Consider the following 25,965-nt stretch of genomic DNA (forward strand, 5'->3'; position numbering starts at 1 on the left):
CGGCACGGCTCGGCGGCCATCACCTCTACCATTCCGGGGTGACCGGATACGACCGGCTCGACGCGTTCGAGCACCTCGACACCTCGACACTGCCGCCGCGGCAGCAGCGGATTCTCGAAACGATTCGGGACTGGGTAGTCCGGTACGGGTATCCGCCGAACACCCGCGAGATCGGCGACGCAGTGGGGTTGCGGTCATCGTCGTCGGTGTCCAAGCATCTGAAGAGTTTGGAGGAGCGCGGATTTCTGCGTCGCAGCGAGACACTGTCGCGGGCGATGGATGTGCGGATGTTCCTCTCGACCACGGTGCAGCGGGAGACCGCTGACGATACCGTCGCGGTGCCGGTGGTCGGCGATATCGCGGCGGGCACGCCGATCCTGGCCGAGGAGCATACCGACGACTCGATGCGGCTTCCCCGGGAGCTGGTCGGGCGCGGCACCGTGTTCGGGCTGCGTGTGCGCGGCGATTCGATGGTCGACGCGGCGATCTGTGACGGTGACATCGTGGTGATCCGCCAGCAACACGAAGCGCATTCTGGGGAGATCGTCGCGGCGATGATCGACGGGGAGGCGACGGTAAAGGTGTATCGACGGCGCAACGGGCATGTGTATCTGGAGCCGCGCAACCCCGCCTACAACGTGATCGACGGCGACAAGGCCGTCGTGCTCGGCAAGGTCGTTTCGGTGATGCGTCGCATGTGACCGACCCGGCCTCGGCAGCCGGTCGCCGTGGCGTCGTCGTACCCTGAACCGCATGTCGGACATCACACGGGGACACGCCGAGTTCGAGCGGCTGGTGGAACTGCTCGACGGGCGCCGAGTCGTTGCGCTGACCGGTGCGGGGATATCGACCGACAGCGGGATACCGGACTACCGTGGTCCGTCCGCACCGCCGCGCAACCCGATGACGTACCAGCAATTCGTCGGTGACGCGGCATTCCGGCAGCGGTACTGGGCGCGCAACCATGTCGGGTGGCGCCGGATGGACGGCTCGTGGCCGAACCCGGGCCATCGCGCGCTGGCCCGGCTGGAACAGTCCGGCGTCGTCACGGGGCTGATCACCCAGAATGTGGACCTACTGCACACGAAGGCAGGTCATCGCCGGGTGATCGATCTGCACGGCACGTACGCGCGAGTGTGCTGTCTGGACTGCGGCGCGCTGATCTCACGGATGGCACTGGCCGAGCGCCTGGAGGCGACCAATCCAGGATTCGCGGCGGCGGCGATCACCAGCGGGCTCGAGGTCGCCCCCGACGCCGACGCGGTGATCGCCGATACCGACGGTTTCCGGATGGTGGACTGCGAGCGGTGCGGTGGGATGCTCAAGCCCGACATCGTGTACTTCGGTGAGAACGTGCCGAAAGACCGTGTTGCCGCGGCCTACGAGCTCGTCGACAACGCGGACGTGCTGCTGGTCGCCGGGTCGTCGCTGACGGTGATGTCAGGGTTGCGATTCGTACGGCACGCTGCCGCGCACCACCGCCCGGTGGTGATCGTCAACCGGGGCCGAACCCGCGGTGACGAGGTCGCCGCGCTCACCATCGATGCTGGATGCTCGGCGGCGCTGACCGCGCTGGCCGACCATGTCGGTGAAAGTCGCTTTCTGACAACGCGATAGCGTAAATAGGTTCGCATCAGGCCACGGGGAGTGGATCGCGGGTGTGATGTAAATGATTGTGGCTGTTGCCAACTCGTCGAACGCAGCGTCGGGTTGGTCGGCAGGTAGGCGGCGTTCGGCTCGTAAGGGGTCCCGTAGTTTTCGCCTGAAATCGGGCTGATGTGCCGTAATTGTTTGGTAGAAGGTGTGTTTCGTGTTCGGGATGCGGAGGTAGGTGGTTGGTGCTTTGCTGGGCTTGCCGATGAGGTTGGTTGGTGTGGTGGAGGTTGGGGTTCGTGGCGACGCGGGTGTTCGCGGATGACGAGTTGGAGCGTCTGCGGGGGTTCCCGGAGATCAGTCGTGAAGAGTTGTTCCGGTATTTCACGCTGACGCCAGCGGATGTGGCGTTTGTTGATCGTGGCCGGGGCCGGGGTCCGGCGGTCCGGCGCAAGATCTCCCGACAACTCAACAAGGGCGAATCCATCCACGCCCTCGAGCGTGATCTCCTCTACGCCCAACCAGCGGCCTTCCGAGCGCGTGATCTGGAAGCCCAGACCGAACAGGCATGGTGCCTGACGTTGGCCACCCACGCGGTCATCGCCTGGACTACAGAGTATGGGCTCGCGGTCTAGCAGATGCGCCGCGAAGGCCGGCGCATCGACGACGAGGTGTTCGCCTCCATCTCACCGGAGCACAGCGAGAGCGTTCGGCATACCCTGCCGATCTTCGGCGAAAACTACCGGGACCCCGAAAACCCTGATCGCGGTGCTGCCATCACGGCGATCCCGTCCATCAGGAGCAGGACTGCTGATGGACGAAGTGGACGCGAACGCGACGCTCTATCACCGGAGGCAGCTCAATCGCCGACGTACACATGGGCGGCCCACCTGGTCGGCACGGCCGGATAGGTGTTGCGTATGTGGCGCAGCGTTTCGGTGAGTGCGGCGGCGGCCTCGGCCGTGTCGGCAGGGCGGGTGCCGTGCGCGGTGAGCGCCGCGTAAACCGCCTCGGCCGTCTCGGTGCTGTCCGCAGTGTGCCATAGCGTGCCGATGACGCCACGGAAACCGGCGAGATGGAACGCCGACGCCAAGTTGAGTGGCTCGTCCAGCAGCGCCGGGTCGTGGCCCGCGGTGTCGCACGCGGACAGGAACGCGAGCTGTGCCTGCGTGGTGCGCAGATTGTGCACGAACGAGGGGACGAACATCGCGTCGCTGAGCATGAGCCCGCCCTGGTCGGGATGCTCGGCCGAGCTGACCGTCCGGCTGTGGCAGGCGAAGTGGGCGATCGCGTGCTCGTGCAGGCCATGCTCGATGGCCTCGGGGTCGGCCGCGGAGTCGATGAGCACAGTGGAGCCGGGCAGCAGCCTGGCCACCGCCTCGGCCTCGGCGCGGGCGCTCGGCAGAACGGGCACGCCTTTCCGCTCGCTGACGCCGACGACGAGCGCGGTGTGGCAGGTGTGCTGCGGGCGAGGAGTGGTCGATGTGTCGGCGAGCGCGGTCAGCGACGGTGTGTACGAGGAGACGACCCGGTCGAACACGGTCTGCCCCGCACCGTCACGGTGTTTGCCCGCCGCGTGTAGTGGCAACTGAGCTGTTATTCCGATCGGGCACCACCACAGCCGCGAGGTCGTGACCCGGTCCAGTACCGGTTCGGCTATGCTGTCCCACAACCATTCCAGCACGGCGTGCACGTCCAGTTGGGCCTGCTCGCGCCGATCGAACGAGCACACCGGGTCATTGACGTCGGCGAGCGCAGCCCGCAGCCGCTTGATCTGGGCGCGGGTCGCGGTCTCGGTCATCTGCCGCAACGGCACCGCCTCGACAGGCTGCGCGTAGTCGGCGGGAACCACGAGCGCCGTGCCCACGGCACTGACGACTACGACGGTGTGCCCGGCCGTGCGCGTACGCAGGACGTCGAGATCCGGTGGCGCCAGCAGATCCTCGAACCCCGGCACGGCCCTCGCCTCGGTGAGCAGCCGGTCCCGTCGTGCCGCGAGCTGCCGGATCTGTCCGACGGCCTGCGGTCGCGGGTCCCAGTCTCGAACGGATGTCCGGCCGTCGAACTCCACCTCGATGTGAAACGTGAGGTCGGCGTAGGCGTCGGCATCAGCCAGTTTGTGTTCGACCGCGCTGAGTTCCTCGGCCAACTGCGGCTGTGAATAGCGCAGTCGTGCCCAGCCGCGGCGGATACCCCACGCGTCGCCGAATAACACGCCGCGGCACTGTTCGACCAGCTCCAGTGCCCGGTCGAGCTGGCCCGAGCGCGCACCCGCGTCGACCACCCGGTCGGCGAGGCCGTCCAGCTGCCGCACCGCCGCCAGCCTGCGGGACCGCGGCAGCGCCCGGCTGACCGTCGCGGGGATGGCGGCGATGACGCGTTCTTGCGCGTCCAGCCATGTCGCCGGGTCGGCCTCGGCATGCATCGCGGCCTGGGCCTGTTCGCAGATCATCCGGTGCTGCGCCCTGGCGGCCGGGTGCGCGGCGACCGCTCGGTAGTAGGTGATCGCGAGCTGGCGCAGCTGGTCAGCACGCGTCCCGCCGAATATGGCGAGTTCACGCGCCGAGCGTGCAAGGGCGATGGCCCGCAACGGCCACCAATGATGCTCCCGCGGCGTCTGACCAATGGCTTTCTGCGCGAGTTCGAGCGAGTCGTCCAACGCGTCCAGGTCGCCGCATTGCCGGTATCGGTGATAGAGCAGGTCGGCGATGGTGCTCTCGATCCGCGGAACATCGGGGTGATCGAGACCCATCAGCGCCAGTGCGGCTCGGTAGGCGTGTTCGGCCTCGCGGAACGGTTCGGCGGCGGTCACGTTCGTCTCGACCGCCTGCGTCTGTACAGCGGCGGCGTAGTTGTAGAGCATGCCGATCCGGCGTACGTCGTCGGCCGGGATGGTGGCCACGGCCGACGCGCCCGCGTCGACAGCTTTGGCGAACATGCCGTGATCACCGGCCTGGGCCACCTCCTGAGCTGCCCTCGACAGCGTCGACCAGCGCAACGGGAGGTTCGAGTCGCCGGGTGGGGTCAGAGTGACAGCCTCCTCCGCGACAGTGACGGCCTCCTGGCCTGCTGCGGGGTTGTCGCCGGACTGGAACTGCACGATCAGCGCGGACGCGAGTGTGGCGAGGCGGAGTGCACGCTGGCCATCGTCTGCGGTCGGAACATCCAGCGCCGCGCGTGCGGCGTCGACCGCCTGCTTCGCCTCGTCACGGGAGCCGGTCCACCGGGCGACGGCCGTCGCGGAGTTGGCGAGTGCATTCAGCAGTTGCGCTCGGCCTGCGTCGTCCGGTGATGTGGTGAGCAGCGCTTCGATCACCGTGTCGTAGGCGAGCATGATCGCCTCGGTGTCGCCGCCGATCTCGCCGAGGTCGCTGTGTGCGTGGTAGAGGTCCAGTAGCGCGGCCGGCCTGCCGTCGTGGTCCAGTGGTAGCCCGATGGCCAGCATCCACGCTTGGTCACGTCGCTGCTCGAGCACCTCCAGCGTGACCTGCTGCCGATGCAGGCTCCCGACCAGGTCGTCCTGTGCCTGGAGAACGCGGGGATCGCGATGGCAGGTCAGTAGGAATCGCGTTGTCTCGGGACCGATCCGGTCGCTGACCTCTAGCTCGAGCTGCCGGAACTCGGGCACGGTAGCCGTGTTGCCGAAGTCCCGCCGCAGCGCGTCGACGAGATCGCGGCAGGTGACCAGCGCGCCGGTCAGGTGTATCGGCATCCCAGTGTCCGTGTAGAGATCGGATTGGTACTGGGCGAGTTCGATCACGACGTCGCGCCACACCGGGCGTTCCCGCAGTGCCAACTGAGCGGCGGCTCGATAGTCGGCGAGGATCCGCCCCGGCCGCCTTCCCGCGTTCAGCTGTGCCCGCGCGCGGTCGACCAGCCTGCGGGCGCGTTGTGGATCGTCGCGGGGTGTGCGGGTGATCGTCCAATCGAGCCCGTTGAGGACGAGCTCGCGGTAGGTGTCCGTGCCGTCGTGCTCGTCGAGCATGAGCAGCAATGCGGCGTGATCGGCAGTGAGCGCGGCCGTCATTCGGTCGTCGTCGAGCACGTTCATCAACGCCGTGTAGGCGTTCGCGAACCCTACCAGCGACGCGCGGTCCAGGCGGTCCTCGAACTTCTTGCGAGCCTCGTCCAGCGCCCGGTACTGCGGCATGGCGGTGACTCGCGCAACCGCGAAATCCCTGGGCTCTCCGGTGATCGCGGCCGCGATCTCCCGGTCGATCAGGCCGGTGAATCCGCTCTGCGCTTCGAACCGGAACCAGTGCGCCCGTGCGAGGCACGGCAGCAGGTGCGGAGGGCACTGCTGCGGTGGCGGCAGGCTGGCCGAGAGTAGCGTTCCGACGTCACCGGTGTGCTCGAAGTCCTCGACCACCAACCGGACGTCGTCGTACACGCCTAGCCCCCAATCCCGTTCGGTCCACGGTAGCGTGATCGGGTACGCGGAGAAGGAGATTCGGAGTCGGTATGTCACCAACGACCGGTCCACGGGTCGAAGTCCTGTGCTCGCAGGCGGGAGAAGCGCTGGTCGAACGAGCTTCTCGCTACGGTGTCGCGGATGTGTTGACCAGAATCGTCGCGGCGGTCGAGCGCGGCGAAGTGTCCGAGGCAGACCTCGACTTACTCGACAGCGCCTTCGCCCAGCACGGCATCGACAACCTGACCCGGACGCACCGCGGCTTCGAACCATGGAAGGGCGCCCGCGGCGTCGTGGCCACCGCATGGGTGTGCCCCGTGAGTGCGTGCCCACGTGCCGCGACCGATACGCGCCCGTTCTGCCAGCTCACCGGGCAGCCGTTCCGCGAGACCAGGATCGACCTGTGACCGCGTTTCTCACCGAGTTCGGCAAGAACATGGCCACCCGATGGGCTTCCGCGCTCGCGCTGCCCGCCGCGGTGTTCGTGGCCGTTGTGATGGTGGCGGTCACCCTCGGGCCATCGCACGCACTCGATGTCGATCTGTTGCGGACGCGAGTGACGGCGGTGTCGACCGGGCCCGCGCTGGTGTGGGCCGCGGCGGCGTTCCTCGCCGCGACGGCAGTCGTGGGGTTGGTGGTGACCGCGCTCGGTGGCGTCGTGATCTTCGCGTGGGGAGTGACCGGCACGGGTGTCGGCAGGCCGTTCGTCGCGCTGCGCCACCGTCGTTGGCGACGTGCGGCGGCGAAGGCGGACATCGCGGTCAAGGCGGTACTGGCCGACCGATCGGACCGGCGAGCCAAGCGTCAGGCACGTCGGGCCGTGCTGCGGCGCGACGCGATCTCCGAGATCGAACCGGCATGCCCGATGTGGGCGGGCGACCGACTGCGGGCCGTGGACGAGCGGGTCGGCCGTGGCACCGGACTCGACCTGACCACGACGTGGCCGCGGCTGTGGCTGGTGCTGCCCGACGCGGCGCGGACCGAGGTGACGACGGTCCAGGAGCGATGTGCCGCCGCCGCCCGTACCCCGGTGTGGGGCTTGGCCTATCTGACGGTCGGTGTGTACTGGTGGCCGGCGCTCGTGCCGGGTGTGTGCGCGTTTCTGGTGTCACGCCATCGGATTCGCCGCGCGGTGGGGGTGTACGCGGACCTCGTGGAGGCGTCAGTCGACCTGTATGCCAGGGACGTCGCCAACCAGATCGGGTTCGAGTTGACAGGAAGGTTGACACCGTCGATCGGCGAGCAGTTGACCGAGGTATTGCAAAAACGGCTCGGCTAGTGTCGGCCCGGTAATCGAAGCTGCGGCGGGCCGCAACGTAGAGCGATGCCGATAGTCACGGACTCACGAGTGGTTTCGGCTCGCATTCCGCAGTAGCACAACAGTTTTGATTCGGTCCGTTAGCCGAGACACGGCGGGTCCGAGCATCGGCGGTGTCGAGATCGCGCACCGCGGACGCCGCAGAAACCGGCATCGACTCTCTCGGCATCCTGGTGAGGGCACTGTGGCGAATCCAGCGTTCGCGCTGCCGGTCGGTCGTTGGTTCGGGCCGTCGTGGTCATAGACCCGGACATGCGGATAGTCGCTGTCCACGAGGTGTCACGTTCGTCGGTGCAGACGGGATCGTGCTCGCCTGTCCGCGATGCCGAACCCGGCGGCGAGGAGATCAGCCCGCTCGCCGCGGGTACGGACACTGGTCGCACCTACTCCCTCGTCGGCGGTGCAGTTTTCCGGAGCGCGGATCTCTTGACCTGGACGTCATCGCGTGATTAGCATCACGCGATGTTGACGTGTGATATTCGACTTTCACCTAATGAAAGGCATCGCTGATGCGGTCTAGTGACCGACTCCTCGAGATCCTCGAGACGCTGGGCAGCGTCGAGGCGATGACGCTCACCCAACTCGCCCACCGAGTCGATCTCACGGCACCGACCGTTCTGCGCCTGCTGCGTGCCCTCGAAGAGCGCGCTTGGGTCGCCCGGCTGCCCTCGGGGGCGTACACCGTCGGCCCGCAGCTGCTGGCGGCAGCGGGAAAGGCGTTGCAGCGCGACCCGCTCATCGCGGCCGCTCAGATCGCCCTCGAGAAGTTGCGCGCCGAGCTGGACGAGACTGTCTCGCTCACCGTCGCCGCGGACATCCAGCGCGTCTGTCTGATCGAACTCGAGAGCTCGCAGCAGCTCCGGTTCGTCCACGGGGTCGGCACCGTCGGCCCACTGGCCGCCGGCGCCAGTGGCAAGGTGCTGCTCGCGTTCAGTGAACCGAAGCTCCTCGACAGGGTGTGTCACGGCCCGCTCGAGATTTACACCGAGGCTACGCCGGACGCCGACGACCTGCGCCGCCAGTGCGCCGACGCACGCAAGCAGGGGTGGGCGATCAGCTCCGGCGAACGCAGTCGCGGCGCCTGCGCGATCGCGGTGCCCCTCATCAGTCCGCTTACCCGGGCGGTCTACGCGCTCACCGTCTTCGCTCCCGAGGCACGCGCAACCGCCGATTCGCGGCGAGAGTGGCTCGCCGCCTTGCAGCGGACCCGCGACGACATCATCCACCAGCTAGTACCCGACCAGACCGGAGTGTCCACCCCATGACAGCCGACACGCTCACGCCGACCGAGGCGCCGTACCTCGTGCTCGACGATCTCAACTTCAGTTACAAACGCAACCGCAAGGAGAACCCGGCGCTGAGCCATCTCTCCCTCTCGGTTCGGCAGGGCGAGTTCACGTGCCTGGTCGGCCCGTCCGGCTGCGGCAAGAGCTCGTTGCTGCGGATCCTGTCCGGCCTGGAGACGGCGAACGACCCGCGGACCATCCGCTGGGCGGGCCGCGCACCGCGTGCGGCGATGATCTTCCAGAAGGCGGCGGTCTTTCCTTGGATGTCGGTGCAGAAGAACGTGGAGTACGGCATCGAGCGCAGCGTTCCCAAGAAGGAACGCGCTGAGAAGGCAGCGCACTGGATCGAGCGGATGGGGCTGGCCCCGTACGCGAAGCGCCGGGGGTCCGAACTTTCCGGCGGCATGTCGCAGCGCGTCGCCATCGCTCGCGCCCTTGCCGCCGACACCGAACTGCTGCTGCTCGACGAGCCCTTCGCCGCTGTCGACGAGCCCACGCGAATCAAATTGCAGCAGGATCTCCTCGCGGCGTGGCGGGAGACCCGCCCGACTGTCTTCTTCGTCACCCACAGCATCTCCGAAGCACTGCTCCTCTCCGACCAGGTCGTGATGCTCTCCGCCTGCCCCGCGACGGTCCGCGAGGTGGTCCGGCCTCCATTCGGAGCGGAGCGCACCCTCGTCGGCGTCCAAGCGCACCCCAACTATGCCCGGCTCTCCGAAGGGCTGTGGGACGGTCTCCAGACGGAGATGATGAAGCAGCGGGAGGCCCAGCGATGAGCGCCACGACCGTGAACGCGGCTCCCCTGCGCCCCGGCGTCCGCCTCAGCCGCACCTACGACGTCGTCCGCAAGGTGGTCCTCTTCGCTGCCTCGCCGGTGATCCTGCTGATCCTATGGCAGGTCCTCGCCACGGCCGGCGTCCTCGACGCCCGCTTCTTCCCGGCGCCGTCGGCGATTTTCGACAGCCTGCGCGGCGGCCTCGGGCATGGCACCCTGCTGCACGACACTGTGCTGACCACGGGTCGGCTCGCCATGGGCCTGCTGATCGGCGGCGTCTCCGGTCTGGTCGTCGGCATCGCGATGGGGCTGTCCCAGTTCGTGCAGACGGTTCTGCGCCCGCTGGTCTCGATGACCTACCCGATCCCGAAGATCGCGATCCTGCCGCTGTTCCTCATCATCTTCGGCCTCGGTGAGACCGCCATGTGGGCGATCGTCTCGGTCGGCGTCTTCTATCCAGTCGCCCTCAACGCCTATGCCGGCATCCGCGAGATCGACCCGATCCATCGCGAGACGGCCGCCGTCTACCGGGTCTCCCTCTGGCGCCGGATCAGCACCGTCGCGCTCCCGGGCTCGCTCTCGCTCATCCTCACCGGTTTCGAACTGGGCATCGGCGTCGGCTTTCTGCTGGTCGTGGCGGCGGAGTTCATGGGCAGCAGCGCGGGCCTCGGTCACGCCATCTGGCAGTCCTGGCAGACCTTCGCCGTCTCGTCGATGTACGCCGCGCTCGCCGTGATCGCCATCTACGGCCTGGTGATCCAACTCGTCATGAGCTGGCTGCACCGCACGCTCGTGCCCTGGCGCACCGAGCACTGAACCTCCTCTCCACCTCCGGGATCCGTCGGCACTCTATGTCGCTTCCCACCACGAAAGGCTCCCCTATGAACGCGTTCAAGACCCGCGCCTTGGTCGCCGTCACCGTCGCCGCGCTGGCCCTGGTCAGCGCGTGCGGCAACAACTCCGCCACCTCGGCAGGAGACTCCGGCAACGCAACGCTGAAGATCGGTCTGTTCGGAGCCCTCTCCGACGCGGGCCTGATCCTGGCGAAAGAGCATGGCTACTTCACCGAGCAGAACATCGACGTGGCGTTCACCCCCTCACAGTCCGCACCCACGATCATCGGGCTCGTCGCCAGCGGCCAGCTCGACGCCGCCGGCACGGCGCCCACGCCCGGGCTCTTCAACGCGTTGGGCTCGAATGTCTCGCTGAAGATCGCCGCCGACAAGGGCCGCATCGACCCTACGCACAGCTGGACCGGCCTCGTCGTACACAGCGATGGGCCGACCTCGGTGGCCGAGCTGAAGGGCAAGAAGATCGCCCTGCCGGACCTCAACACCTCCACCGGCGCCGAACTCGACATGGCGCTCGAGGGTGCCGGGATCTCCACGAAGGACGTCGACCTCGTGTCCGGGTCCGCGGCCGACAACTACTCCGCCTTCGTGGGCGGCGCCGTTGACGCGGCCGCGCTTCAGGAGCCGTTCATCGCGCAGGCGATCGCCACAGGCAACGCGAAGGTGCTGGTGCCGTTCGGCCAGGTGCTGCCCAACGGTCAGAACGGGATCATGCTCTTCGGCGAGCGGCTCTCGAAGAACACCGCGCTGGCGAAGCGGTTCATGACGGCCTATCTGAAGGGCGTTGCCGACTACAACGCGGCCTTTCCGACCGACGGCTCCGCGGTGGTGGGTCGCGACAACGTCGTCGCGGCGCTCATCGCCAACACGGCGGTGAAGAAGCCGGAGGTCTACGAGGCCATGCAACCGACCCTCTTCGACCCGACCGGTGCGGTGGATACCGCGAGCATCGACGAGATGCAGAAGTTCTTCGTCTCGATCGGATCGCAGCAGAAGGTCATTCCGTCCAGCGAATACCTGATGGCGGTCAACTGATGCTGGACGTCCACTGCCACTTCGTTCCGGGTCCGACGATCGCGATGCTCGACAGCATCCCGACCGTCCGACTCGGGGACGGGACTATCTCCCACGCCGGCCGCACCCTGCCGCTGCCGGCCCGGCTCGGCGACGCGGACGGCTTCGCCGCGCACATCGCCGGACTCGACCTGGCCGTCGCCTCCCCTCCGCCGGGGCTCTACTTGGAGTCCCTCGCCGAGGAGCGACCCGGCTACGCCGAGCAGGTCAACGACGACCTTCTCGGGTGGGCGCCGGACGGAGTGGGTGTGCTCGGTTGGCTGCCGATGCGGTCGCCAGACGCGGCCCTCGCGGCGATCGAGCACCTCGCGGGTCACCCGAAGGCGGTCGGCCTCACCATGGGCACCACCCACGGGTCCGCGCTCGCCGATTCGTCGTACGACCAGGTGTGGCGTGCCTTGGCCGAAGCCGGCCTGGCGTTGCAGCTCCACCCCGACTCCGACCCCTACCGGACGGACGCGAAGGGGCTCGCCAACGCTTCCGTTCTCGGCTTCCCCTCCGCAACGACCGCTGTGGTGGTCCGGCTCCTGCTCGACGGCGACGGCTTCTGGGCCAGCGGAGCGCGCCTGTGCCTGGTTCACGGCGGCGGGTTCCTCGCGCTGACCCTGCCCCGGCTGCTGCGCGGCGTTCCCGGCAAACATGACGTCGTCGTCGAGCGCATGGCTCGGTTGTTCGCCGACGCGCTCGTCTTCGACGGGCCGGCCACCCGGCTGGTCGAGGCGACCTTCGCTCCCGAACACGTCCTCCCCGGCTCCGACTGGCCGTTCCCGGTCGGGCTACCCCAACTCCCCGAGCGTGACGACTGGCGCGCGGCTCTGGCTGGCTGGTCTCTACGGGCCGCCGCACTGCTCCCGCTCACCACCACGCGAAAGGACAGGCAACATGGCTGAATTCATCAACGTTCGCACCGTCGATGGTCCGATGCAGTGCGCCGTCGCCCGCCCCGACGGGACGCCGCGCGGCGGCATCGTCATCATCCAGGAGGCCTTCGGGCTGACCGACCACATCGTCTCCGTGGTCGACCGGATGGCCGGTGACGGCTGGCTCGCCGTGGCTCCGGCGCTCTACCACCGCTCGCGCAACGCCACCTTCGACTACGAGGATCTCCCGCCCGCGCTCGAGATGATGGGCACGCTCAACCCGACCGACATGCAGGTCGACGTCGACGCCGCCTTCACCGTCCTCGAGGAGGCCGGCTTCAGCGAGGCGCAGTGCGGCATCGTCGGGTTCTGCATGGGTGGCGCCATCTCCCTGCGCGCTTCGACCCTCCGCGAGCTCGGCGCTTCGGTCACCTACTACGGCGGCGGCGTCACTTTCGGCCGCTTCGGCCTGCCGGCGCTCGTCGACCTGGCCCCGGACCTGAAGAGTCCCTGGCTGGGCCTGTACGGAGACCTCGACCACTCGATCCCCGTCGAGGGTGTGGAGCAGCTGCGTGCGCGCGCCACGACGGCGCAGGTGCCCACCGAGCTGATCCGCTACGCCGACGCCGGCCACGGTTTCAACTGCGACGACCGGCCCGATCACTATAACGCCGAGGCCAGCAAGGACGCCTGGGCTCGCATGCAGGCGTGGTTCGACCAGCACATCGAGGTCGCCTGATGACCCTCGAGCACACGACGGTGCACCGGCGAGAAATCGCGCCCGGTGTGCTGGTCTACGAGGGTGAGCACGGTATGCCCAACGCCGTCGCCCTGATCGGCTCCGAGCGGCTGGTCGTGGTGGACTCGCTGTTCACCCCGCGCCACGCCGAGGTGATGATGGCCGACGTGCGTACCGTGACCGACCTGCCGGTCAGTGCCTTGGTGAACACGCACTTCCATGGCGACCACACGCTCGGCAACGGTGTTATCCCCACCGATCGGATCATCGCCGCCGCACACGTGAAGCAGCGGCTGGAGACGCGCGGCGCGGAGTACCTCGACCTGCTTTGCGGCATCCGGCCCGACCTCGAGCCGGAGATCGAGAACGTTGCCTGGGTACTGCCGACCGAGGAGATCGACGGCCCGCTCGACCTCGACCTCGGTGGCCTGACCGCTCAGCTGCGACCCGTCCGCGGTGCGGCGCACACCGAGGCCGACCTCTACGTGCTGGTGCCCGAGCACAGAGTGCTGATCGCTTCGGACCTGATCTTCAACGGGGTCCTGCCTGTCGCCCGAGACAGCGACCTGCCTGGCCTCCGTGCGGCCCTGCACGCGCTCGACCAACTCGACGTCGATGTCGTCGTGCCCGGGCACGGTCGCGTCGGCGGCCGCGAACTCATCGCGCAGCAGCTCGCGGTGCTCGAAGACATCGAGGCGGCCGTGTATCGAGCCGCGGCCGACGGGTGCGATCTCACCGAGGCGGCTGTGGCCGCGGTCGCCACGCTTCTGCACGCCGACGAGCGGATCGCGCCGTACGTCACACATTTCGGAAGGCAGGTGGCCTGATGGTCTCGCTGTTGGAGTTCCAGGCCAAGGACATGTTGCGCGTCGCGGGTATCCCGGTGCCGGATGGCACGCTGGTGCGCACCGCCGACGACCCGGCGCTCGGCCGGCGGACGGGAGGTGTCTGCAAGGCCCAGGTCGCGGCGAAGAACCGCGCCGCCTCGGGTGGAATCCGCTTCGCGGACGACGCCGCCTCCGTGGTCGCCGAGGTGGCGGCGCTGCTGTCTGCCGACATCGCCGGTCACCGGGCCGCCGCCGTGCTCGTGGAGAACAGACTGCCGATCGCGCAGGAGTGGTTCGTCTCGATCATCACCGACCCGTGGGGGTCGGGTCTCGTGCTCCAGGTGAGCGACGCGGGCGGCTCGGGCGTCGAGGACCGGCTCAGCGGTGACGCCCGCTATGAGTTGTCGTTTACACCATCGGCACCTCCGTCCGCGGACTCGATCATGGTCACGTTTGGCTGGAGTGGCCCCGACGTCGAGCAGATCGCTCGACTGTGTGCCGACCTGTGCCGAGTGGCGCTGGCGCGCGACTTGCTGTTGCTCGAGGTGAACCCGCTGGCGATCACGCGCGAAGGTGCTGCCGTGGTCGTCGACGCCCACGTCACCGTGGACGACGCCGCGGAGTTCCGGCAGGAGTGGGTGAACTCGCTCAACGCCGACCTCGACCTGGTCCACGTCGGCCGCGCCTGGCGGCGGCGCTACGGCGGCGACTTCAAAGTCGTCGACGCCGCGGGCCGGGTCGCCATCCTCAACACCGGTGCCGGCGCCGGAATGCTGGTCATGGACGAACTCGCCCGCCGCGGCATCCACGCCTACAACTTCAGCGACATCCGGGCCGGCTCGCCACACCTGCGGCGGGAGCGGTTCGACGCCGCCGCCGACCTGATCTGCCGCGGCAACGAGATTGGTGTGGTCATCGTCAACATCCATGCCGGCATCACCGACCTCCGCACGCTGCGGGAGGACCTGGAGCACGTGATCGGCCGCTTCGGCGCGGCCGACCTGCCCACGGTCGTTCGGTTGCAAGGTCCCTACTCGGAGGGGACCGGTGCGGCTCTCGCCGGCCTACCGGGCGTCGTCGTCGAGCCGCAGCTCGAGCACGCCATCGACAAGATCTGCGATTTGCTAGGGGTGACCGCGTGAACGACCTGCGCACCATGCTCGAGGCCAGAGGCGTGATCGTGCACGGCCTCGCTGGTCGTGCCGCGATGGTCCAGATCGAGGAGATCCAGCGGCAGGGCACCAAGGTGGTGGCCGGTGTGTCGTCCTCGAAGAACGGACAGGCGATCGCCGGCATCCCGCTCTACGCCACAATCGCCGAGGCGGCGGCCGAGACCGCCGCCGACGTCGCGCTGCTGTTCGTGCCGGCACAGCACGCGAAGGCCGCGACGCTCGACGCGCTCGATGCCGGGATGAGGCTGGTGGTGTTGCTCGCCGAGGGTGTGCCGGTGCTCGACGTATTGGCGATCCGCGAGCGAAGCGGTGCGGCCCGCCTGATCGGGCCGAACTCCCCAGGCGTCGTGGTGCCCGGCGTGGCGAAACTCGGTTTCATGCCCACGCAGGCGGTCGCGGCCGGGCGGGTCGGGTTGGTCTCGCGCAGCGGCACGCTGTCCTATGAGGTCTCGCGCTCGCTTTCCGAGCGCGGTGTCGGGATCTCCAGCTGGATCGGCATCGGCGGGGACGTCGTGCCGTTCACGTCGATGTCCGAGGCGGCCCAGTTGGTCGCCCGCGACCCGCACACCGACGTGCTCGTCGTCGTCGGCGAGATCGGCGGCACCGGCGAGGAGGGCCTGGCGCAGGCGATGTTGGACGGGCTGGTCGACGTCCCCGTGCACGCGCTGATCGTCGGCGAGTCGGCCCGACCCGACGAACCGCTCGGACATGCGGGCGCCGTCATGCTCGGCGACGCCGGCAGCTACGACAGCAAGGTTAGCCGTCTGCGCGAGGCCGGGGTCGTCGTACACCACACTCCCTGGCAGCTGGCCGACGCCGTCACGGAACTCACGAGAGGAGCAGTCCGATGAGCACCGACAATGACCTGCTGGCCGAAGCGACCCGGGTCGCTGCCGCATATGACCTGATCGGGATGTTCGGGCACCTGAGCTACTACCCGGAGCACTCCGGCGACCGCTACCTGCTCAGTCCCGGCGCGGGCTTCCAGAAGCAGAAGTGCACCGGTGACGACGTCTACGACCTCGCGTTCGACGACGAGTGGGTGCCGGGCCTGCCGCTCGAGATCTACATGCACTCCGAGGTGCACCGGATGCACCCGGAGGTGGGTGCCCTTGTGCACAGCCACTCGCCCGCGCTGACGCAGCTCAGCACCCTGGCGGAGGTTCCGGGCGAGGCGCTGCTGCTGCACGCCGCCTTCTGGCCCGACGTGGTCCCGGTCTTCGAGGAAACCCACCTGGTCGTCGAGCGCCATGACGCCGTACGCCTCATCGAACAGCTCGGCGACAGCCCGCTCATCCTCATGCGCTGGCACGGTGCCGTCATCGTCGGCGCCACCCTCGAGGAGGCTGTCTTCCGTTCCATCCAGGCCGAGGCCAACGCCCAGGCCCTGCTCACCGCGATGGCGTCGGGGCGTCCCTACGTCTCGCTGCCGGCCGGCAACGCGCGACAGCAGACCGCGGAGTCGGTCATCACGCCGCGGATGCTCGGCCTGCACCGCAATTATCAGGCAGCACAGCTGTCGTCGAAGGAGTCATAGATGTCTGACAACCGCTACGGGCTGACTCCGCAGCAGCAGGAACTTGCTCTGCGGGTGCGCGAGATCGCTCAGGCCGAGTTCGCGCCGCGCGCGCTCGAGTGGGAGACAACTGGTGTTTTTCCGGAGCCCAACATCAAGCTGCTGGCCGAGGCCGGTGTGCTCGGCGCCGCCGTCCCGGTGGAGTACGGCGGCCAGGGCGGCAGCTGGCTCGACTCGGCGGTCATCCTCGAGGAGGTCGCCAAGACCTGCTATGTCACCGCCATGGCCACCCTCGGCGAGCTCGGCGTGCAGCCGCGCGCCATCGCGGCATATGGTAGCGACGAACTCAAGGCCGAGCTGCTCCCGCGCATCGCGAAGGGACAGACGATCTGCTCGATCTGCATCACCGAGCCCGACACCGGCAGCGACATCTCCAGCGTTGCCACGACGGCCCGCCGCGACGGGGACGAGTTCGTCATCACCGGCACCAAGGCCCTCATCAGCCGCCTCGATGTGGTCGACGTGCTGCTCGTCTGCCTGCGTTACGCGGAGCCGGGAGCCGAGGCCAACGGCCTCGGGAACGTCGGCATGATCGTCGTCGAGCGCGAGCGGACTGGTGTCGGTGTCAGCGATGGCGTGCAGACTCTCGGCGGCGAGAGACTCTTCACGCTCACCCTCGACGAGGTCCGTGTACCAGCGAAGAATGTTCTGCTCGGCCCTGGCGAGTTCGCCAAACTGATGTCGGCGTTCAACGGGCAACGCTGCCTCAACGCGTCGATCAGCATCGGCATCTCGCAGGGCGCGCTCGATCATGCGATCGCCCGGTCGACCGAGCGGGTGCAGTTCGGCCGACCGATCTCCGGCTTTCAGGGACTGCGCTGGATGATCTCCGACTGTGCCCTGGACATCGAGGCGGCTCGCGCGTTGGTGCACAAGGCGGCCTGGAACGACGGCCGACAGTTCCCGTCGCGCTACGACTCCGCCATCGCGAAGGTGTTCTCCAACGAGATGTCGCTGCGGGTCACCGACCGGGTTCTGCAGATCTTCGGTGGTCACGGCTTCACCCGCGACCAGCCGGCCGAGCGCTACCTCCGGTGGGCGCGGTACGGCGGCCTGGGCGGCGGCACCCCGCAAATGTTGCGCGATGGCATCGCCAAGGAGCTGTATAAGGCGGCCTCGCAGGAGAAGGCGCACGCCTGAGTCTGCTGTGCGCTGTTCAGTTCGGCGGTGTCAGCCCGCGCGATCGCTTCGGTGACGGAGGCGAGCGCGTGGGCCTGGTGCCACGGGTCGGAGATGTCGCGGGGCGAGGGCTCTGATCCCGGTCGGGATCGATCCCCCAGTCTGCCCCGGACGTCGCGACCTGCGGTTCGCGGCAGCAGCTCAGAGCTGATCGTTCGGCTGCGGTTCGCGGGTTACGCGATCGGGGGATTTGTCGACTCGTAGTCCGCGCCAAGAGGGGTGTCGGAGTCGGCCGTCGCCAGTCCATTCGGTGAAGGACACTTCTCCGACAAGATCGGGCTCGACCCAGATCGCATCCTTGACGTCAGCGTCGACGGTGGCCGTCTTCCGTTGCAGCGGTGCGAGTCTCGCGTGCAGGTTGTCGAGGGTTGTCTGCGTGAAGCCGGTGCCGACATTGCCGATGTAGACCAGTTTCCCGGTACTGTCGTGGACCGCCATGAGTAGCGAGCCGATGTGGTCGGACCGGCGCCCGGTTCCCGGGCGCCAGCCGACGATGACGACCTCTTGGTCGTGCACGTTCTTGATCTTCGTCCATAGTGGACTGCGTCGTCCGCGGAGGTAGGGGCTGTCGAGGCGTTTCGCGACGATGCCTTCGAGATGGCGGCGTTCGGATTCTGCGAGCGCGGTGGCTCCGGCATCGGAGAGCCGGGGTGGGACTTGCCACTGTGGGCCACGCAAACCGATCTGTTCGAGCAGCTGTCGTCGCTGGTGGTAGGGCAGATCGATCAGCGATCGAGCGCCGATGTGCAGGAGATCGAAGATCATGTAGGTTGCTGGGACCGCTCTGGCCAGGGCCCGGACCGCTGCGGGGTTGCGCTGGTGCATTCGGGGCTGCAGTGCCTCGAAGGAGGTTCGTCCGTCGGCAGCGAGGGCGACGATTTCACCGTCGACGACAAATGGAGGGACCGCTGGAGCGATGGGTGCGAGCTCAGGCCAAGCGACGGTGATGTCCTTGTTGTTCCGCGACACCAGGCGTAAGTCATGGTCAACGTAGCCGATCGCGCGGATCCCATCGAATTTCACTTCGTAGGCCCAGTGCTCGTCGTCGCCGGGGAGGGTTCCCGCCTGCGCGAGCATCGGTGCGTAGTGCGGCAACTCGGTCACGCTCGCAGCGCCGCCATCGCCCGACCTTTCGCGAGAACAGAGTCGGCTTCGACAATGACCTGGATAGTACCGATTGGTCTCATTATTGTCGTCGATCCGAGCCCGGTCCAGTACGGGTAGCGGCACAGAATGTGACGAAGTCGAACCATAGAACGTGATGTAGGTCATTGCCAGAGAAAGCGTGTTTGGGCATCGTCGGCACTTCGTTTTTTGGAAAGAACCTGGTTGGAGATGCCGACATGGCCGACCACAATTTTGCTTACGATCTCACGTTGGACGAGGCACGACGCCGCACCGCCGTCGTCGCGGCGCTCGGCGACGACTGGGATCCAGTCGCGGTGCTGGCCGAGGAAGAGCTGGCATACGACATGCTGTATTCGAACCTCGACGATGAGCAGCAGCGGATCTACGAGGAACTCATCCGGGCCGGGATCCTGCCGGACCGGGCGCCGCGCCGTGTAGCCGACTGATCTCGCCGCCGAGCACGAACCATGACTGGTCGTGTTCGCCGTGTTGCCTCCGGCGAGTGACCCGACCGATCCGGCTCTCGACCGAGTTTCGCGGATAGCGGGTATGCGGTGATGCCGCTGCGGGGTCCTTCCCCGTGCTCGGCGCGGCACTCAGCCCGCTCGTGGTCGCCGATCTGCCTTCGCGCGCGGTGCCGTCGTTGCGGGTCGGGTCGCAGGCGCCATGGACGTCGCGCTAGTCCTGGTCGTGCCTGTGCACCGCAGTCGACAACCGGTCTGTCGGTGACGAGCGTTCACCGAGCTCGTGATGCCGTCGGATACCCGATTCGGTAGGCGCACAGGTCATCACCACTCGGACCGCGATCCCCTCGCATGATCACTGGACGGGCACGACGACGATCTCGCCCGAATGCCGAAGCGTCCGTTACGATCACTCGCTGTGACTCCCGTCGTGACAAGTGGTGTCCGTTGATCGCGAATGTCGATGGTGTGGTCATGTGATCGTCGGGTGTCAAAGCCCCAGCTTGGTGACGGCGTTGTCCTCGAGGGGGTTCGCGGTGCGGATGTAGCCGTGCACGGTGCGCGGGTTCGACCATCGACCCTGCCGCATGATCTCGCGGTCACTAGCCCCACCGAGGGCGGCCTGGGTGGCGAAGCCTGCACGCAGCGAATGGCCGGAGAAGAGGTCCGGGTCCAGTCCGGCCCGAGCTGCGTAGCGTTTGACCAGTTCGGCGACGGCGCGGCCGGACATCGGGCGATTGGCGATGGTGCCGTGCCGGGTGATGGTGGGGAAGAGCGGAAGATTCTCGTCGGCACCAGTGGGTCCGGTGAACCCGTGGCAACGATGGATATCGAGGTCGGCGGTGGGCAGGTCGGTCAGCCACGCGCGAACGCCGACGTCGCCTGCGCGTGTGTGTGTTTCGCGCAGACGCAGCCAGTCGGCGAACGCGCAGACGGGGCAGGTGGCGGGTCGGCGCCCGCGGGGGAGAGCGACGCGTTGTTCCGCGGCACCGGTGGGGTCGGTTTTCGTAGTTGGCAGCCGGACCAGCAGGATCGGCTCACCGGTGCGGTGGTCGAGGCTCACCTCGACATCACTGATGCGCAGACCGGCGAGTTCGCTGCGGCGCAGTGCGCCGGCGAAACCGATGAGCAGTGCCAGCGCATCCCGGCGGCGGGCGGGTTCGGTGGGCCAGCCCGATTCTGGAAGTCCGGCGAGCAGTTGGTCGAGGGTGTGCAGGAGAACGGGACGTTTTCGACTGGGTTTGGTCCGGCGGGTGCGACGGATGCCGCGCAGGGTAAGACGCACGACATCCGAGCGGGTCGGTGATGGCAGCCCGTTCGCGGCGTGCACTGCGGCGATCGCAGCCGATTTGCGTTCCAACGTCGCCGGACTGAACGCCCAGCCGCCGGTGTCGCGGTGCGCGTCGGCGGCGGCGGCCAGATAGACCGCGACGTCGAGGGCATCGGCGGGTAGCGCCTGCCTGCCCTCTGCGGTGCACCAGGCCGACCATGCGATCCAGTCGCTGCGGTAGGCGCGCACAGTGTTCGGCGATTGCGAGGCTTCGAGATACTGGCGCAGCGATCCCGCCTGATCGTCGTCGAACCGATCACGCACCAGACGCAATGCGGCGGCATCCACCAGCACGCTACGCACACCGCGGCGCAACTCCGCACGCACTGAGTCGGGGACCGCGACAACAGCGGATGGATCGTCCATGGCACGGCTCCCGCGGTCGAATCGGTGACTGGCTGTCTGCGCCAGCATATTCGGAGAGAGGACTCGCCGTATGACAGCAGGGCGGGGCAGCCCTGCTCTCCCTGGCCAACCGATTCTCGATGGAGATTGTGCGCTGCGGTCCGGCTGGGCCAGGGAGGCGGCGGCTCCGCGAGATCTCATGCGTCACAGTGACGTATTACCCGCACGGTCCAACCGAGTGCGGCAATCTCCTCGGCCCGATGCCAGCAACTCTGCGCCAGCAACTGCGCGAGGATCGTGATACTGGTCGATTTCCGGTGCCGCACGCCCCAGACAGCCTGTTGGTCTGCGGGGTCACCGACAACGGCGAGTATCTCTTCTGGATCACCGAACCCGCGGACGATCCCGACGACTGGCGTATAGCCATCAACGAAGCCCGCGGGCCGCGCTGGTACCCGACAGAGGGCGCATTCCCGCCGCGATTACAGCGGCATGGGAGCGGGCGAACATCCGATCCGACTGACCATCCCTCCTGGCTGGTGACGCGGTTCCCTCATGCGGCGTGCGGAAACGACCGTCTATCGGACGCGAACCCAACGATCGTCCTGGTTGTGATTGTTCGAAGTCGTGTACAGTGCTGGGCTGCGGATTCCGGTGTGGTTGAACGGGACTGCGAACATCGGCGTGTCCCACAGTAGGGTTGCTTCAGCCCGTACTCGTCTTCAGCACTGGGGTTACGGGACGGTGGAGATTCGTTGCCGGAGCGGGGCCGCCAGGCATGGCGAGCCTGGGTTGTCCATCAGTCGGCTTCGATGACCGGCGTCGCTCGGGAACTCAGGCGGCGGACCGTCCGGAGGAACCGTCCCGCGTACCAACCCCGCGAGATAGGAGGTCAGGCCTCCCGCGTACGCGTACCCGTCGTCGTTGCGACCACTGACCAGAACCGACAGAACCGACCACGACGCGCTGTCTGCCTTCGATATCTCCAATTAGAAGACGTCACCCTTTGAGGAATCGCCCCAGGAGAGGAGCCCGCCCGGCTCGGGGAACGGCAGCTGGCCACGCGACATCCCGGCGTCACGAAGCTCCGCCAGGTTGCCGACGAGCTCCTGCACCAGCGAGGAAATACTCCTCGCGGTCATTACCAGTTGTGATGTGGTGTCCACTTGTCCTTCAGTTCTGCTGCCTTGGTGTCTGATTCGTCAAAAGCCCACCTGGCCCACGTCAGCGCACTTTCGTGCCGGACCATTCAGGTTCCGTATGCGGCCGGTTATCCACCGCGACCCTCGGAGGGATGGTCGCCTGCCCTGGCTTCCCGCTGCCTTTCGGCTCACCACCGTTGGCTTGTCGGGCCATCCTGTTCCCGCCGGAGCATTCCGCTTTCCTTACGGTCGGCCTACCAGTACTTGAAACGAAAGTGCCGGACTCCGATGGGTTTCCACGTTCCACACGAGCGAGATACGACCGGGGTGGGTGCCTTCTCTTCCCCGAGGCCATGGTGCCCACGCGGTCGGCTACAGCCATCCGACCGTCAGCGCCGCTTCTCAGTGACAGGCCCTGCACTCTGCTACCTCTTCCCATCTGCGGAGACTCGCATTACGAGGTGTCATCGAAGGTTCACTTGCGTTCACCCGTCCGGACTTTCCCCTTGCCTGTGGTCCCCGAATGGAACGGGAACCCTTGGGCTTTTCCTTCGAGCTTCGCACCCCGCAGTTGCCTGCGACGCACGCCGAAACGGAGACGGGAAGCGGGCACTGTCCTGGGACCATGCCGCCGATCACTCGGCCCTTCTTTCGGTTGGTCCACTCGGCTCGTGCGACCTCGCGTCGCCCGCCGTAAGTCGGTGTGGAGGTCGTCGTCCGGGACCTCGAAGCCGCCCAGCAGGGCGAGTCACCGGTAGGTCCATTGGCGTCCGGTCCGCGTGTCGAGACCCGCTGGCGACTAGGTGAATCAGCCGGTGAAGGACTCGGGGTCGAAACGGCCCCAGGCCACAAAGGCGGCCAGAGCGAGGTATACGAAATTCAGCGCGACGTATTTGTACTGGCCGTAGCGGCCGTGGGTGATCATCGCGCCGATCATCAACAGGATCCAGCAGACGGCTGTCACCGCCACCATCACCGGTGCGATGTCGAGGGCGGCGGGCAGGGTAAACCCGGCCGCGGCGAGGATCTCGAGGACACCGAGGGTTTTTACGAGACCGGCGCTTGCGTGCATGGTCCATCCTCCGCCTGTCTTCGCGCTCAATTGGTCCAGTTTGGCCTTGGGCATGAACGCTTTGCTGGCGCCACCGGACAGGGCGAGGGCGGCAAGCAGCCCCGCAACGATCCAGAGGGTGAGGTCCATGAGTTTCTCCTTCAGGTGCGGGCGACTCGGGCTCGTCCTCAATCCGGCCGGGCCGTTCGTCGCCGATGGGGCTGTCGGACGATGCTGTTCGCGGGCATCGCTGTCGGCTTCCCGATGGTGGAACGGGTCGGGCATCAGACACCCCTGGCCCTACGGGTGTGACACCACCCCGACGTGATGTTCGTCATCGCGCGTACTGCTTTACGGCGAGATCGAGCTGAACCGGGGACTGATCCAACGCCACTGGACGACCTGTTCCGCACGGCCATCTCGATTCGGGAGGACTGGGTGTCCTCGGTGCCCCTGCTGCGCCGGTTGGGCATACGTCCGCGACCGCACCCTCGAAGGCCACGAATCCGCCCGCCGACGAGGCAAAGCCATCGGCGGCGACGACAACGCGAACCAGGTACCCAGTTTTCGAGCGGTTTCGTTGAGGTTTAGTTACGTCGCGCACAACGAAACTAAACGAATCCAAAGTGCTGCTGCTCGAAATGATCCATCCGTTCTGACCGCCGATAAGGTTCACTTATCGGAGGTCAGAACGCCGCCGTGTCGTTCCTGGTTCTCGACGACGGCTGACATTTCGTTTCGTGTAAATACGTCAAAAGAAACGAAAGAAACGCTACGATTTCACGGTGTCGAATGTGTGCAACTATCCGGGCTGTTCCCGTCCCATCCCGCGTGGAGGTGGCCCCGGTCGGCCATCGGAATACTGCGATCACCCGGATCACACCCGATGGCGCGCATGGCGGGAACGTCAACGGCAGCAGCAGGAGTCGGAGACACCAGAAGTTTCTGTCACTGTGACGCAACAAGGTCCGGTCACTGCCGCCCGGTTGCGGGCAGATGAACTGCTCACTCAGTTCCGTGGACTCGCTGACCAGTTGAACAACACGATCGCCGCCGCCGTCGCCGAATTGTCCACGCTAGCCGACCCGTCCATTGCCGAAGCCCAGGTCCAGGCGGTGCAGGCGGACGCCGCGCGGCGGATCGCCGAGGCCGAGGTTGCTTCTGTGGCAGCCGGTCAGGCACGTAGACAGGCAGAGGAAGCCAGGACGCTGGCCGAGTCCGCGGCCGATGACGCGGCGGACGCAGCCGAAGAGGCTGAAGGCCGGATCGCCGAGGCGAATTCGGTGCGCGATGACGCACTGCGTGAAGTCGAACGCGCGTCCAAGCAAGCGGCCGACGACGTGTTCGCGGCGCGCAGCGCGGCGGAAGCGGAGATCCGCACTGTGCGTCGCGAATCCGCCGAAGAGATCGAGCGTATTCAGCAGGAGGCGGCTGATCAGATCCAGCGCGCCGAACGGCGCGCAGACGCCGAGATCGCGCACGCGCGGCGCGAAGCGGCCACGCAGGTCTCGGCTGCCCAGTCCGAGCGAGACCTCGCCGTCCAACGGGCCGCCGACGCCGAACGCGCGGCCGAACGGGCCGAGCAATCCGCAGCAGAGCGGGGCGAAGCCGCGAATGAGGCGCGCATCGAATGGCGCAGGGTCCGCGCGGAACTCGATGCCGCCCGTGCTGAACTCACCGAAGCACGCCGCACTAGTGTCGCTGAACTTGCAGCAGCTCGCGGCGAGGCCGCAGTGGCGCTCGACAAAGCTCATGCGGAGGCCGCGCACCGTATCGAGGCACTCGATGAGGCCCGCGCCCAAACGCTGGCCCGCGCCGAGCGCGCCGAATCCCAACTCGATGAATTGCTGGCCGATGCTCGCCGAAATTCACCTGCTACCGACTCGATTGCCCAGACCGACGTAGTTGAACGATGATCGGCGGCCTCATCAGTCCGATGAGGCTCGGGCGTGGCCGCCATCTATCGGACTGTCACGGTGTCAACTCAATTGGCGCGGCTTCGAGTTGCCGGCAGGCTTGTGGCGTGGCGGCAGCATGGTTTCAGCCTCGTCATCGGATCATGTCGGCGTACTGGCAGCACCGCCCTTCACGGTGTAAACCTGTCCTTCGCTGACCAACCGGCAATACGCTGACCGGCCCGTTGTGGGTCGCCATGACGGTGTCGGATCGAATGTTGGCTCTCTGCCGAGGAATTGAGCGGACTACAGGCAAATTGACCGCTAATTGCAGCTTCGGTCATATCATGTAGCTATGCCCAAAACTGAGGTCGCAGGGCGTACGGGACCACTGGCCGGCAGTGTCCGGCAGACGGTATCGGTGGCCGGTACCTGCTCGATGATCGTGGGTGTGGCGTTCGCGGTGTGGCCACACAAGTCGCTGCTGACGGCGGAATCGCTGTCGGGCGCTTATCTGCTGCTCAACGGAGTGCTCCAACTGGTTGTGGCGCTGGGCGCCCGCTTCGCGGCGGCCCTACGCATGTTGCTGTCTATCAGCGGCCTACTCTCAGTCCTACTGGCCGCGCTGTGCTTCGCGGGCGGCAATTCGGTACTTCTGCTGGCACTGTGGATCGGGTTGGCGTGGGCGATTCGCGGAATCTGTCATGCCACTGTGGCGGTCTGGGTCGGCGGCTTGCCCGGCGGAGGGCAGCAGGAGGTAATCGGCCTGGTCACGCTGGTGCTCGGCATCGTCGTCGGTGTGCTGCCATTCGACTCACTGGAAGCGTTCGGCTGGGTGATCGGGCTGTGCCTGTTCGCGATCGGGTCGATGGAACTCAGCGTGGTTGTGCGGCACGGGGAGGCCGCGATTCCCGGGATGGCGCCGAACGTTTAGCGGAACTTACACCGC

Annotated in this window: 22 protein-coding genes and 2 pseudogenes; 20 read left to right on the forward strand and 4 right to left on the reverse strand. The window is 67.1% G+C overall.

Annotated features, from left to right (window positions below; all coding sequences use genetic code 11):
- Window positions 1-38: 38 nt before the first annotated feature.
- The 4 genes and pseudogenes from lexA to AB0C34_RS23880 all read left to right on the forward strand — a co-directional run.
- The gene (gene lexA, locus AB0C34_RS23865) at window positions 39-701 is read left to right on the forward strand and encodes a transcriptional repressor LexA (protein WP_357076951.1); all 663 of its coding nucleotides are present in this window, start codon (window positions 39-41) and stop codon (window positions 699-701) included.
- Window positions 702-762: 61 nt separating this feature from the next.
- The gene (locus AB0C34_RS23870) at window positions 763-1,617 is read left to right on the forward strand and encodes an NAD-dependent protein deacetylase (RefSeq protein ID WP_357077292.1); all 855 of its coding nucleotides are present in this window, start codon (window positions 763-765) and stop codon (window positions 1,615-1,617) included.
- A gap of 287 nt (window positions 1,618-1,904) precedes the next feature.
- A pseudogene (locus tag AB0C34_RS23875) lies at window positions 1,905-2,015 on the forward strand (DUF4158 domain-containing protein); the annotation flags it as partial.
- Between the two features lie 24 nt (window positions 2,016-2,039).
- Window positions 2,040-2,303: pseudogene (locus AB0C34_RS23880) on the forward strand (Tn3 family transposase); the annotation flags it as partial.
- Between the two features lie 149 nt (window positions 2,304-2,452).
- Here AB0C34_RS23880 and AB0C34_RS23885 read toward each other — a convergent pair.
- Window positions 2,453-6,061, reverse strand: coding sequence for a CHAT domain-containing protein (locus AB0C34_RS23885; protein WP_357076954.1), 3,609 nt, complete (start codon window positions 6,059-6,061; stop codon window positions 2,453-2,455).
- On the opposite strand from AB0C34_RS23885, the gene AB0C34_RS23890 reads away from it, so the two are divergent.
- The 13 genes from AB0C34_RS23890 (at window position 6,055) to AB0C34_RS23950 (ending at window position 17,622) form a co-directional block, all read left to right on the forward strand.
- A complete protein-coding gene (locus AB0C34_RS23890) occupies window positions 6,055-6,411 on the forward strand; it encodes a hypothetical protein (RefSeq protein ID WP_357076957.1) in 357 nt (118 codons plus the stop codon). The genes AB0C34_RS23885 and AB0C34_RS23890 overlap by 7 nt on opposite strands.
- Window positions 6,408-7,283 (forward strand): hypothetical protein, encoded by an 876-nt coding sequence (locus tag AB0C34_RS23895; RefSeq protein ID WP_357076960.1) that lies wholly within the window; start codon window positions 6,408-6,410, stop codon window positions 7,281-7,283. Before AB0C34_RS23890 ends, AB0C34_RS23895 begins: the two co-directional genes overlap by 4 nt.
- Window positions 7,284-7,831: 548 nt before the next feature.
- Entirely contained in the window at window positions 7,832-8,587 is a 756-nt protein-coding gene (locus AB0C34_RS23900; protein WP_357076963.1) for an IclR family transcriptional regulator, read from the forward strand.
- Complete coding sequence (locus tag AB0C34_RS23905) at window positions 8,584-9,384, forward strand: ABC transporter ATP-binding protein (RefSeq protein ID WP_357076966.1); 801 nt, start codon at window positions 8,584-8,586, stop codon at window positions 9,382-9,384. The genes AB0C34_RS23900 and AB0C34_RS23905 overlap by 4 nt, the downstream gene beginning before the upstream one ends.
- Entirely contained in the window at window positions 9,381-10,199 is an 819-nt protein-coding gene (locus AB0C34_RS23910; RefSeq protein ID WP_357076970.1) for an ABC transporter permease, read from the forward strand. Before AB0C34_RS23905 ends, AB0C34_RS23910 begins: the two co-directional genes overlap by 4 nt.
- 89 nt (window positions 10,200-10,288) lie before the next feature.
- Window positions 10,289-11,269 carry an ABC transporter substrate-binding protein gene (locus AB0C34_RS23915; RefSeq protein ID WP_357076973.1) on the forward strand — a complete coding sequence of 327 codons (981 nt, stop codon included), beginning with the start codon at window positions 10,289-10,291 and terminating at the stop codon, window positions 11,267-11,269.
- Entirely contained in the window at window positions 11,269-12,198 is a 930-nt protein-coding gene (locus AB0C34_RS23920) for an amidohydrolase family protein (RefSeq protein ID WP_357076976.1), read from the forward strand. The genes AB0C34_RS23915 and AB0C34_RS23920 overlap by 1 nt, the downstream gene beginning before the upstream one ends.
- A complete protein-coding gene (locus AB0C34_RS23925; protein ID WP_357076979.1) occupies window positions 12,191-12,907 on the forward strand; it encodes a dienelactone hydrolase family protein in 717 nt (238 codons plus the stop codon). The genes AB0C34_RS23920 and AB0C34_RS23925 overlap by 8 nt, the downstream gene beginning before the upstream one ends.
- Entirely contained in the window at window positions 12,907-13,734 is an 828-nt protein-coding gene (locus AB0C34_RS23930) for an MBL fold metallo-hydrolase (protein WP_357076982.1), read from the forward strand. The genes AB0C34_RS23925 and AB0C34_RS23930 overlap by 1 nt, the downstream gene beginning before the upstream one ends.
- Complete coding sequence (locus AB0C34_RS23935; RefSeq protein ID WP_357076985.1) at window positions 13,734-14,876, forward strand: ATP-grasp domain-containing protein; 1,143 nt, start codon at window positions 13,734-13,736, stop codon at window positions 14,874-14,876. Before AB0C34_RS23930 ends, AB0C34_RS23935 begins: the two co-directional genes overlap by 1 nt.
- Window positions 14,873-15,757, forward strand: a complete 885-nt coding sequence (locus tag AB0C34_RS23940; protein WP_357076988.1) for a CoA-binding protein — start codon at window positions 14,873-14,875, stop codon at window positions 15,755-15,757. Before AB0C34_RS23935 ends, AB0C34_RS23940 begins: the two co-directional genes overlap by 4 nt.
- The gene (locus AB0C34_RS23945; protein WP_357076990.1) at window positions 15,754-16,443 is read left to right on the forward strand and encodes a class II aldolase/adducin family protein; all 690 of its coding nucleotides are present in this window, start codon (window positions 15,754-15,756) and stop codon (window positions 16,441-16,443) included. Before AB0C34_RS23940 ends, AB0C34_RS23945 begins: the two co-directional genes overlap by 4 nt.
- Window positions 16,444-17,622 (forward strand): acyl-CoA dehydrogenase family protein, encoded by a 1,179-nt coding sequence (locus AB0C34_RS23950; RefSeq protein ID WP_357076993.1) that lies wholly within the window; start codon window positions 16,444-16,446, stop codon window positions 17,620-17,622.
- Window positions 17,623-17,802: 180 nt separating this feature from the next.
- On the opposite strand, the gene ligD is transcribed toward AB0C34_RS23950, so the two are convergent.
- Window positions 17,803-18,765: a non-homologous end-joining DNA ligase gene (ligD, locus tag AB0C34_RS23955; RefSeq protein ID WP_357076996.1), complete on the reverse strand. Its 963-nt coding sequence runs from the start codon at window positions 18,763-18,765 to the stop codon at window positions 17,803-17,805.
- 221 nt (window positions 18,766-18,986) lie between these two features.
- Here ligD and AB0C34_RS23960 point away from each other — a divergent pair, with 221 nt between their 5' ends.
- Window positions 18,987-19,235 (forward strand): DUF6400 family protein, encoded by a 249-nt coding sequence (locus tag AB0C34_RS23960; RefSeq protein WP_357077295.1) that lies wholly within the window; start codon window positions 18,987-18,989, stop codon window positions 19,233-19,235.
- Window positions 19,236-19,743: 508 nt separating this feature from the next.
- On the opposite strand, the gene AB0C34_RS23965 is transcribed toward AB0C34_RS23960, so the two are convergent.
- Both AB0C34_RS23965 and AB0C34_RS23970 read right to left on the reverse strand, forming a co-directional pair.
- Window positions 19,744-20,949 carry a site-specific integrase gene (locus tag AB0C34_RS23965; RefSeq protein WP_357076999.1) on the reverse strand — a complete coding sequence of 402 codons (1,206 nt, stop codon included), beginning with the start codon at window positions 20,947-20,949 and terminating at the stop codon, window positions 19,744-19,746.
- Window positions 20,950-22,878: 1,929 nt separating this feature from the next.
- Entirely contained in the window at window positions 22,879-23,271 is a 393-nt protein-coding gene (locus AB0C34_RS23970) for a DoxX family protein (RefSeq protein WP_357077002.1), read from the reverse strand.
- 803 nt (window positions 23,272-24,074) lie between these two features.
- On the opposite strand from AB0C34_RS23970, the gene AB0C34_RS23975 reads away from it, so the two are divergent.
- Both AB0C34_RS23975 and AB0C34_RS23980 read left to right on the forward strand, forming a co-directional pair.
- A complete protein-coding gene (locus tag AB0C34_RS23975; RefSeq protein ID WP_357077005.1) occupies window positions 24,075-25,037 on the forward strand; it encodes a hypothetical protein in 963 nt (320 codons plus the stop codon).
- 334 nt (window positions 25,038-25,371) lie between these two features.
- Entirely contained in the window at window positions 25,372-25,950 is a 579-nt protein-coding gene (locus AB0C34_RS23980; RefSeq protein ID WP_357077008.1) for a DUF308 domain-containing protein, read from the forward strand.
- Window positions 25,951-25,965 lie beyond the last annotated feature (15 nt).

Source organism: Nocardia sp. NPDC049220 (assembly GCF_040647855.1).
In the GTDB taxonomy this organism is placed as follows: domain Bacteria; phylum Actinomycetota; class Actinomycetes; order Mycobacteriales; family Mycobacteriaceae; genus Nocardia.

Bases quoted from the DNA above. Each gene is read 5' to 3' on its own strand.
- AB0C34_RS23920 (WP_357076976.1), top strand. From the start codon at position 11,269: ATGCTGGACGTCCACTGCCACTTCGTTCCGGGTCCGACGATCGCGATG.
- AB0C34_RS23950 (WP_357076993.1), top strand. From the start codon at position 16,444: ATGTCTGACAACCGCTACGGGCTGACTCCGCAGCAGCAGGAACTTGCT.
- AB0C34_RS23925 (WP_357076979.1), top strand. From the start codon at position 12,191: ATGGCTGAATTCATCAACGTTCGCACCGTCGATGGTCCGATGCAGTGC.
- AB0C34_RS23905 (WP_357076966.1), top strand. From the start codon at position 8,584: ATGACAGCCGACACGCTCACGCCGACCGAGGCGCCGTACCTCGTGCTC.
- AB0C34_RS23945 (WP_357076990.1), top strand. From the start codon at position 15,754: ATGAGCACCGACAATGACCTGCTGGCCGAAGCGACCCGGGTCGCTGCC.
- AB0C34_RS23970 (WP_357077002.1), bottom strand. From the start codon at position 23,271: ATGGACCTCACCCTCTGGATCGTTGCGGGGCTGCTTGCCGCCCTCGCC.
- AB0C34_RS23930 (WP_357076982.1), top strand. From the start codon at position 12,907: ATGACCCTCGAGCACACGACGGTGCACCGGCGAGAAATCGCGCCCGGT.
- AB0C34_RS23900 (WP_357076963.1), top strand. From the start codon at position 7,832: ATGCGGTCTAGTGACCGACTCCTCGAGATCCTCGAGACGCTGGGCAGC.
- AB0C34_RS23935 (WP_357076985.1), top strand. From the start codon at position 13,734: ATGGTCTCGCTGTTGGAGTTCCAGGCCAAGGACATGTTGCGCGTCGCG.
- AB0C34_RS23910 (WP_357076970.1), top strand. From the start codon at position 9,381: ATGAGCGCCACGACCGTGAACGCGGCTCCCCTGCGCCCCGGCGTCCGC.
- AB0C34_RS23965 (WP_357076999.1), bottom strand. From the start codon at position 20,949: ATGGACGATCCATCCGCTGTTGTCGCGGTCCCCGACTCAGTGCGTGCG.
- AB0C34_RS23890 (WP_357076957.1), top strand. From the start codon at position 6,055: ATGTCACCAACGACCGGTCCACGGGTCGAAGTCCTGTGCTCGCAGGCG.
- AB0C34_RS23980 (WP_357077008.1), top strand. From the start codon at position 25,372: ATGCCCAAAACTGAGGTCGCAGGGCGTACGGGACCACTGGCCGGCAGT.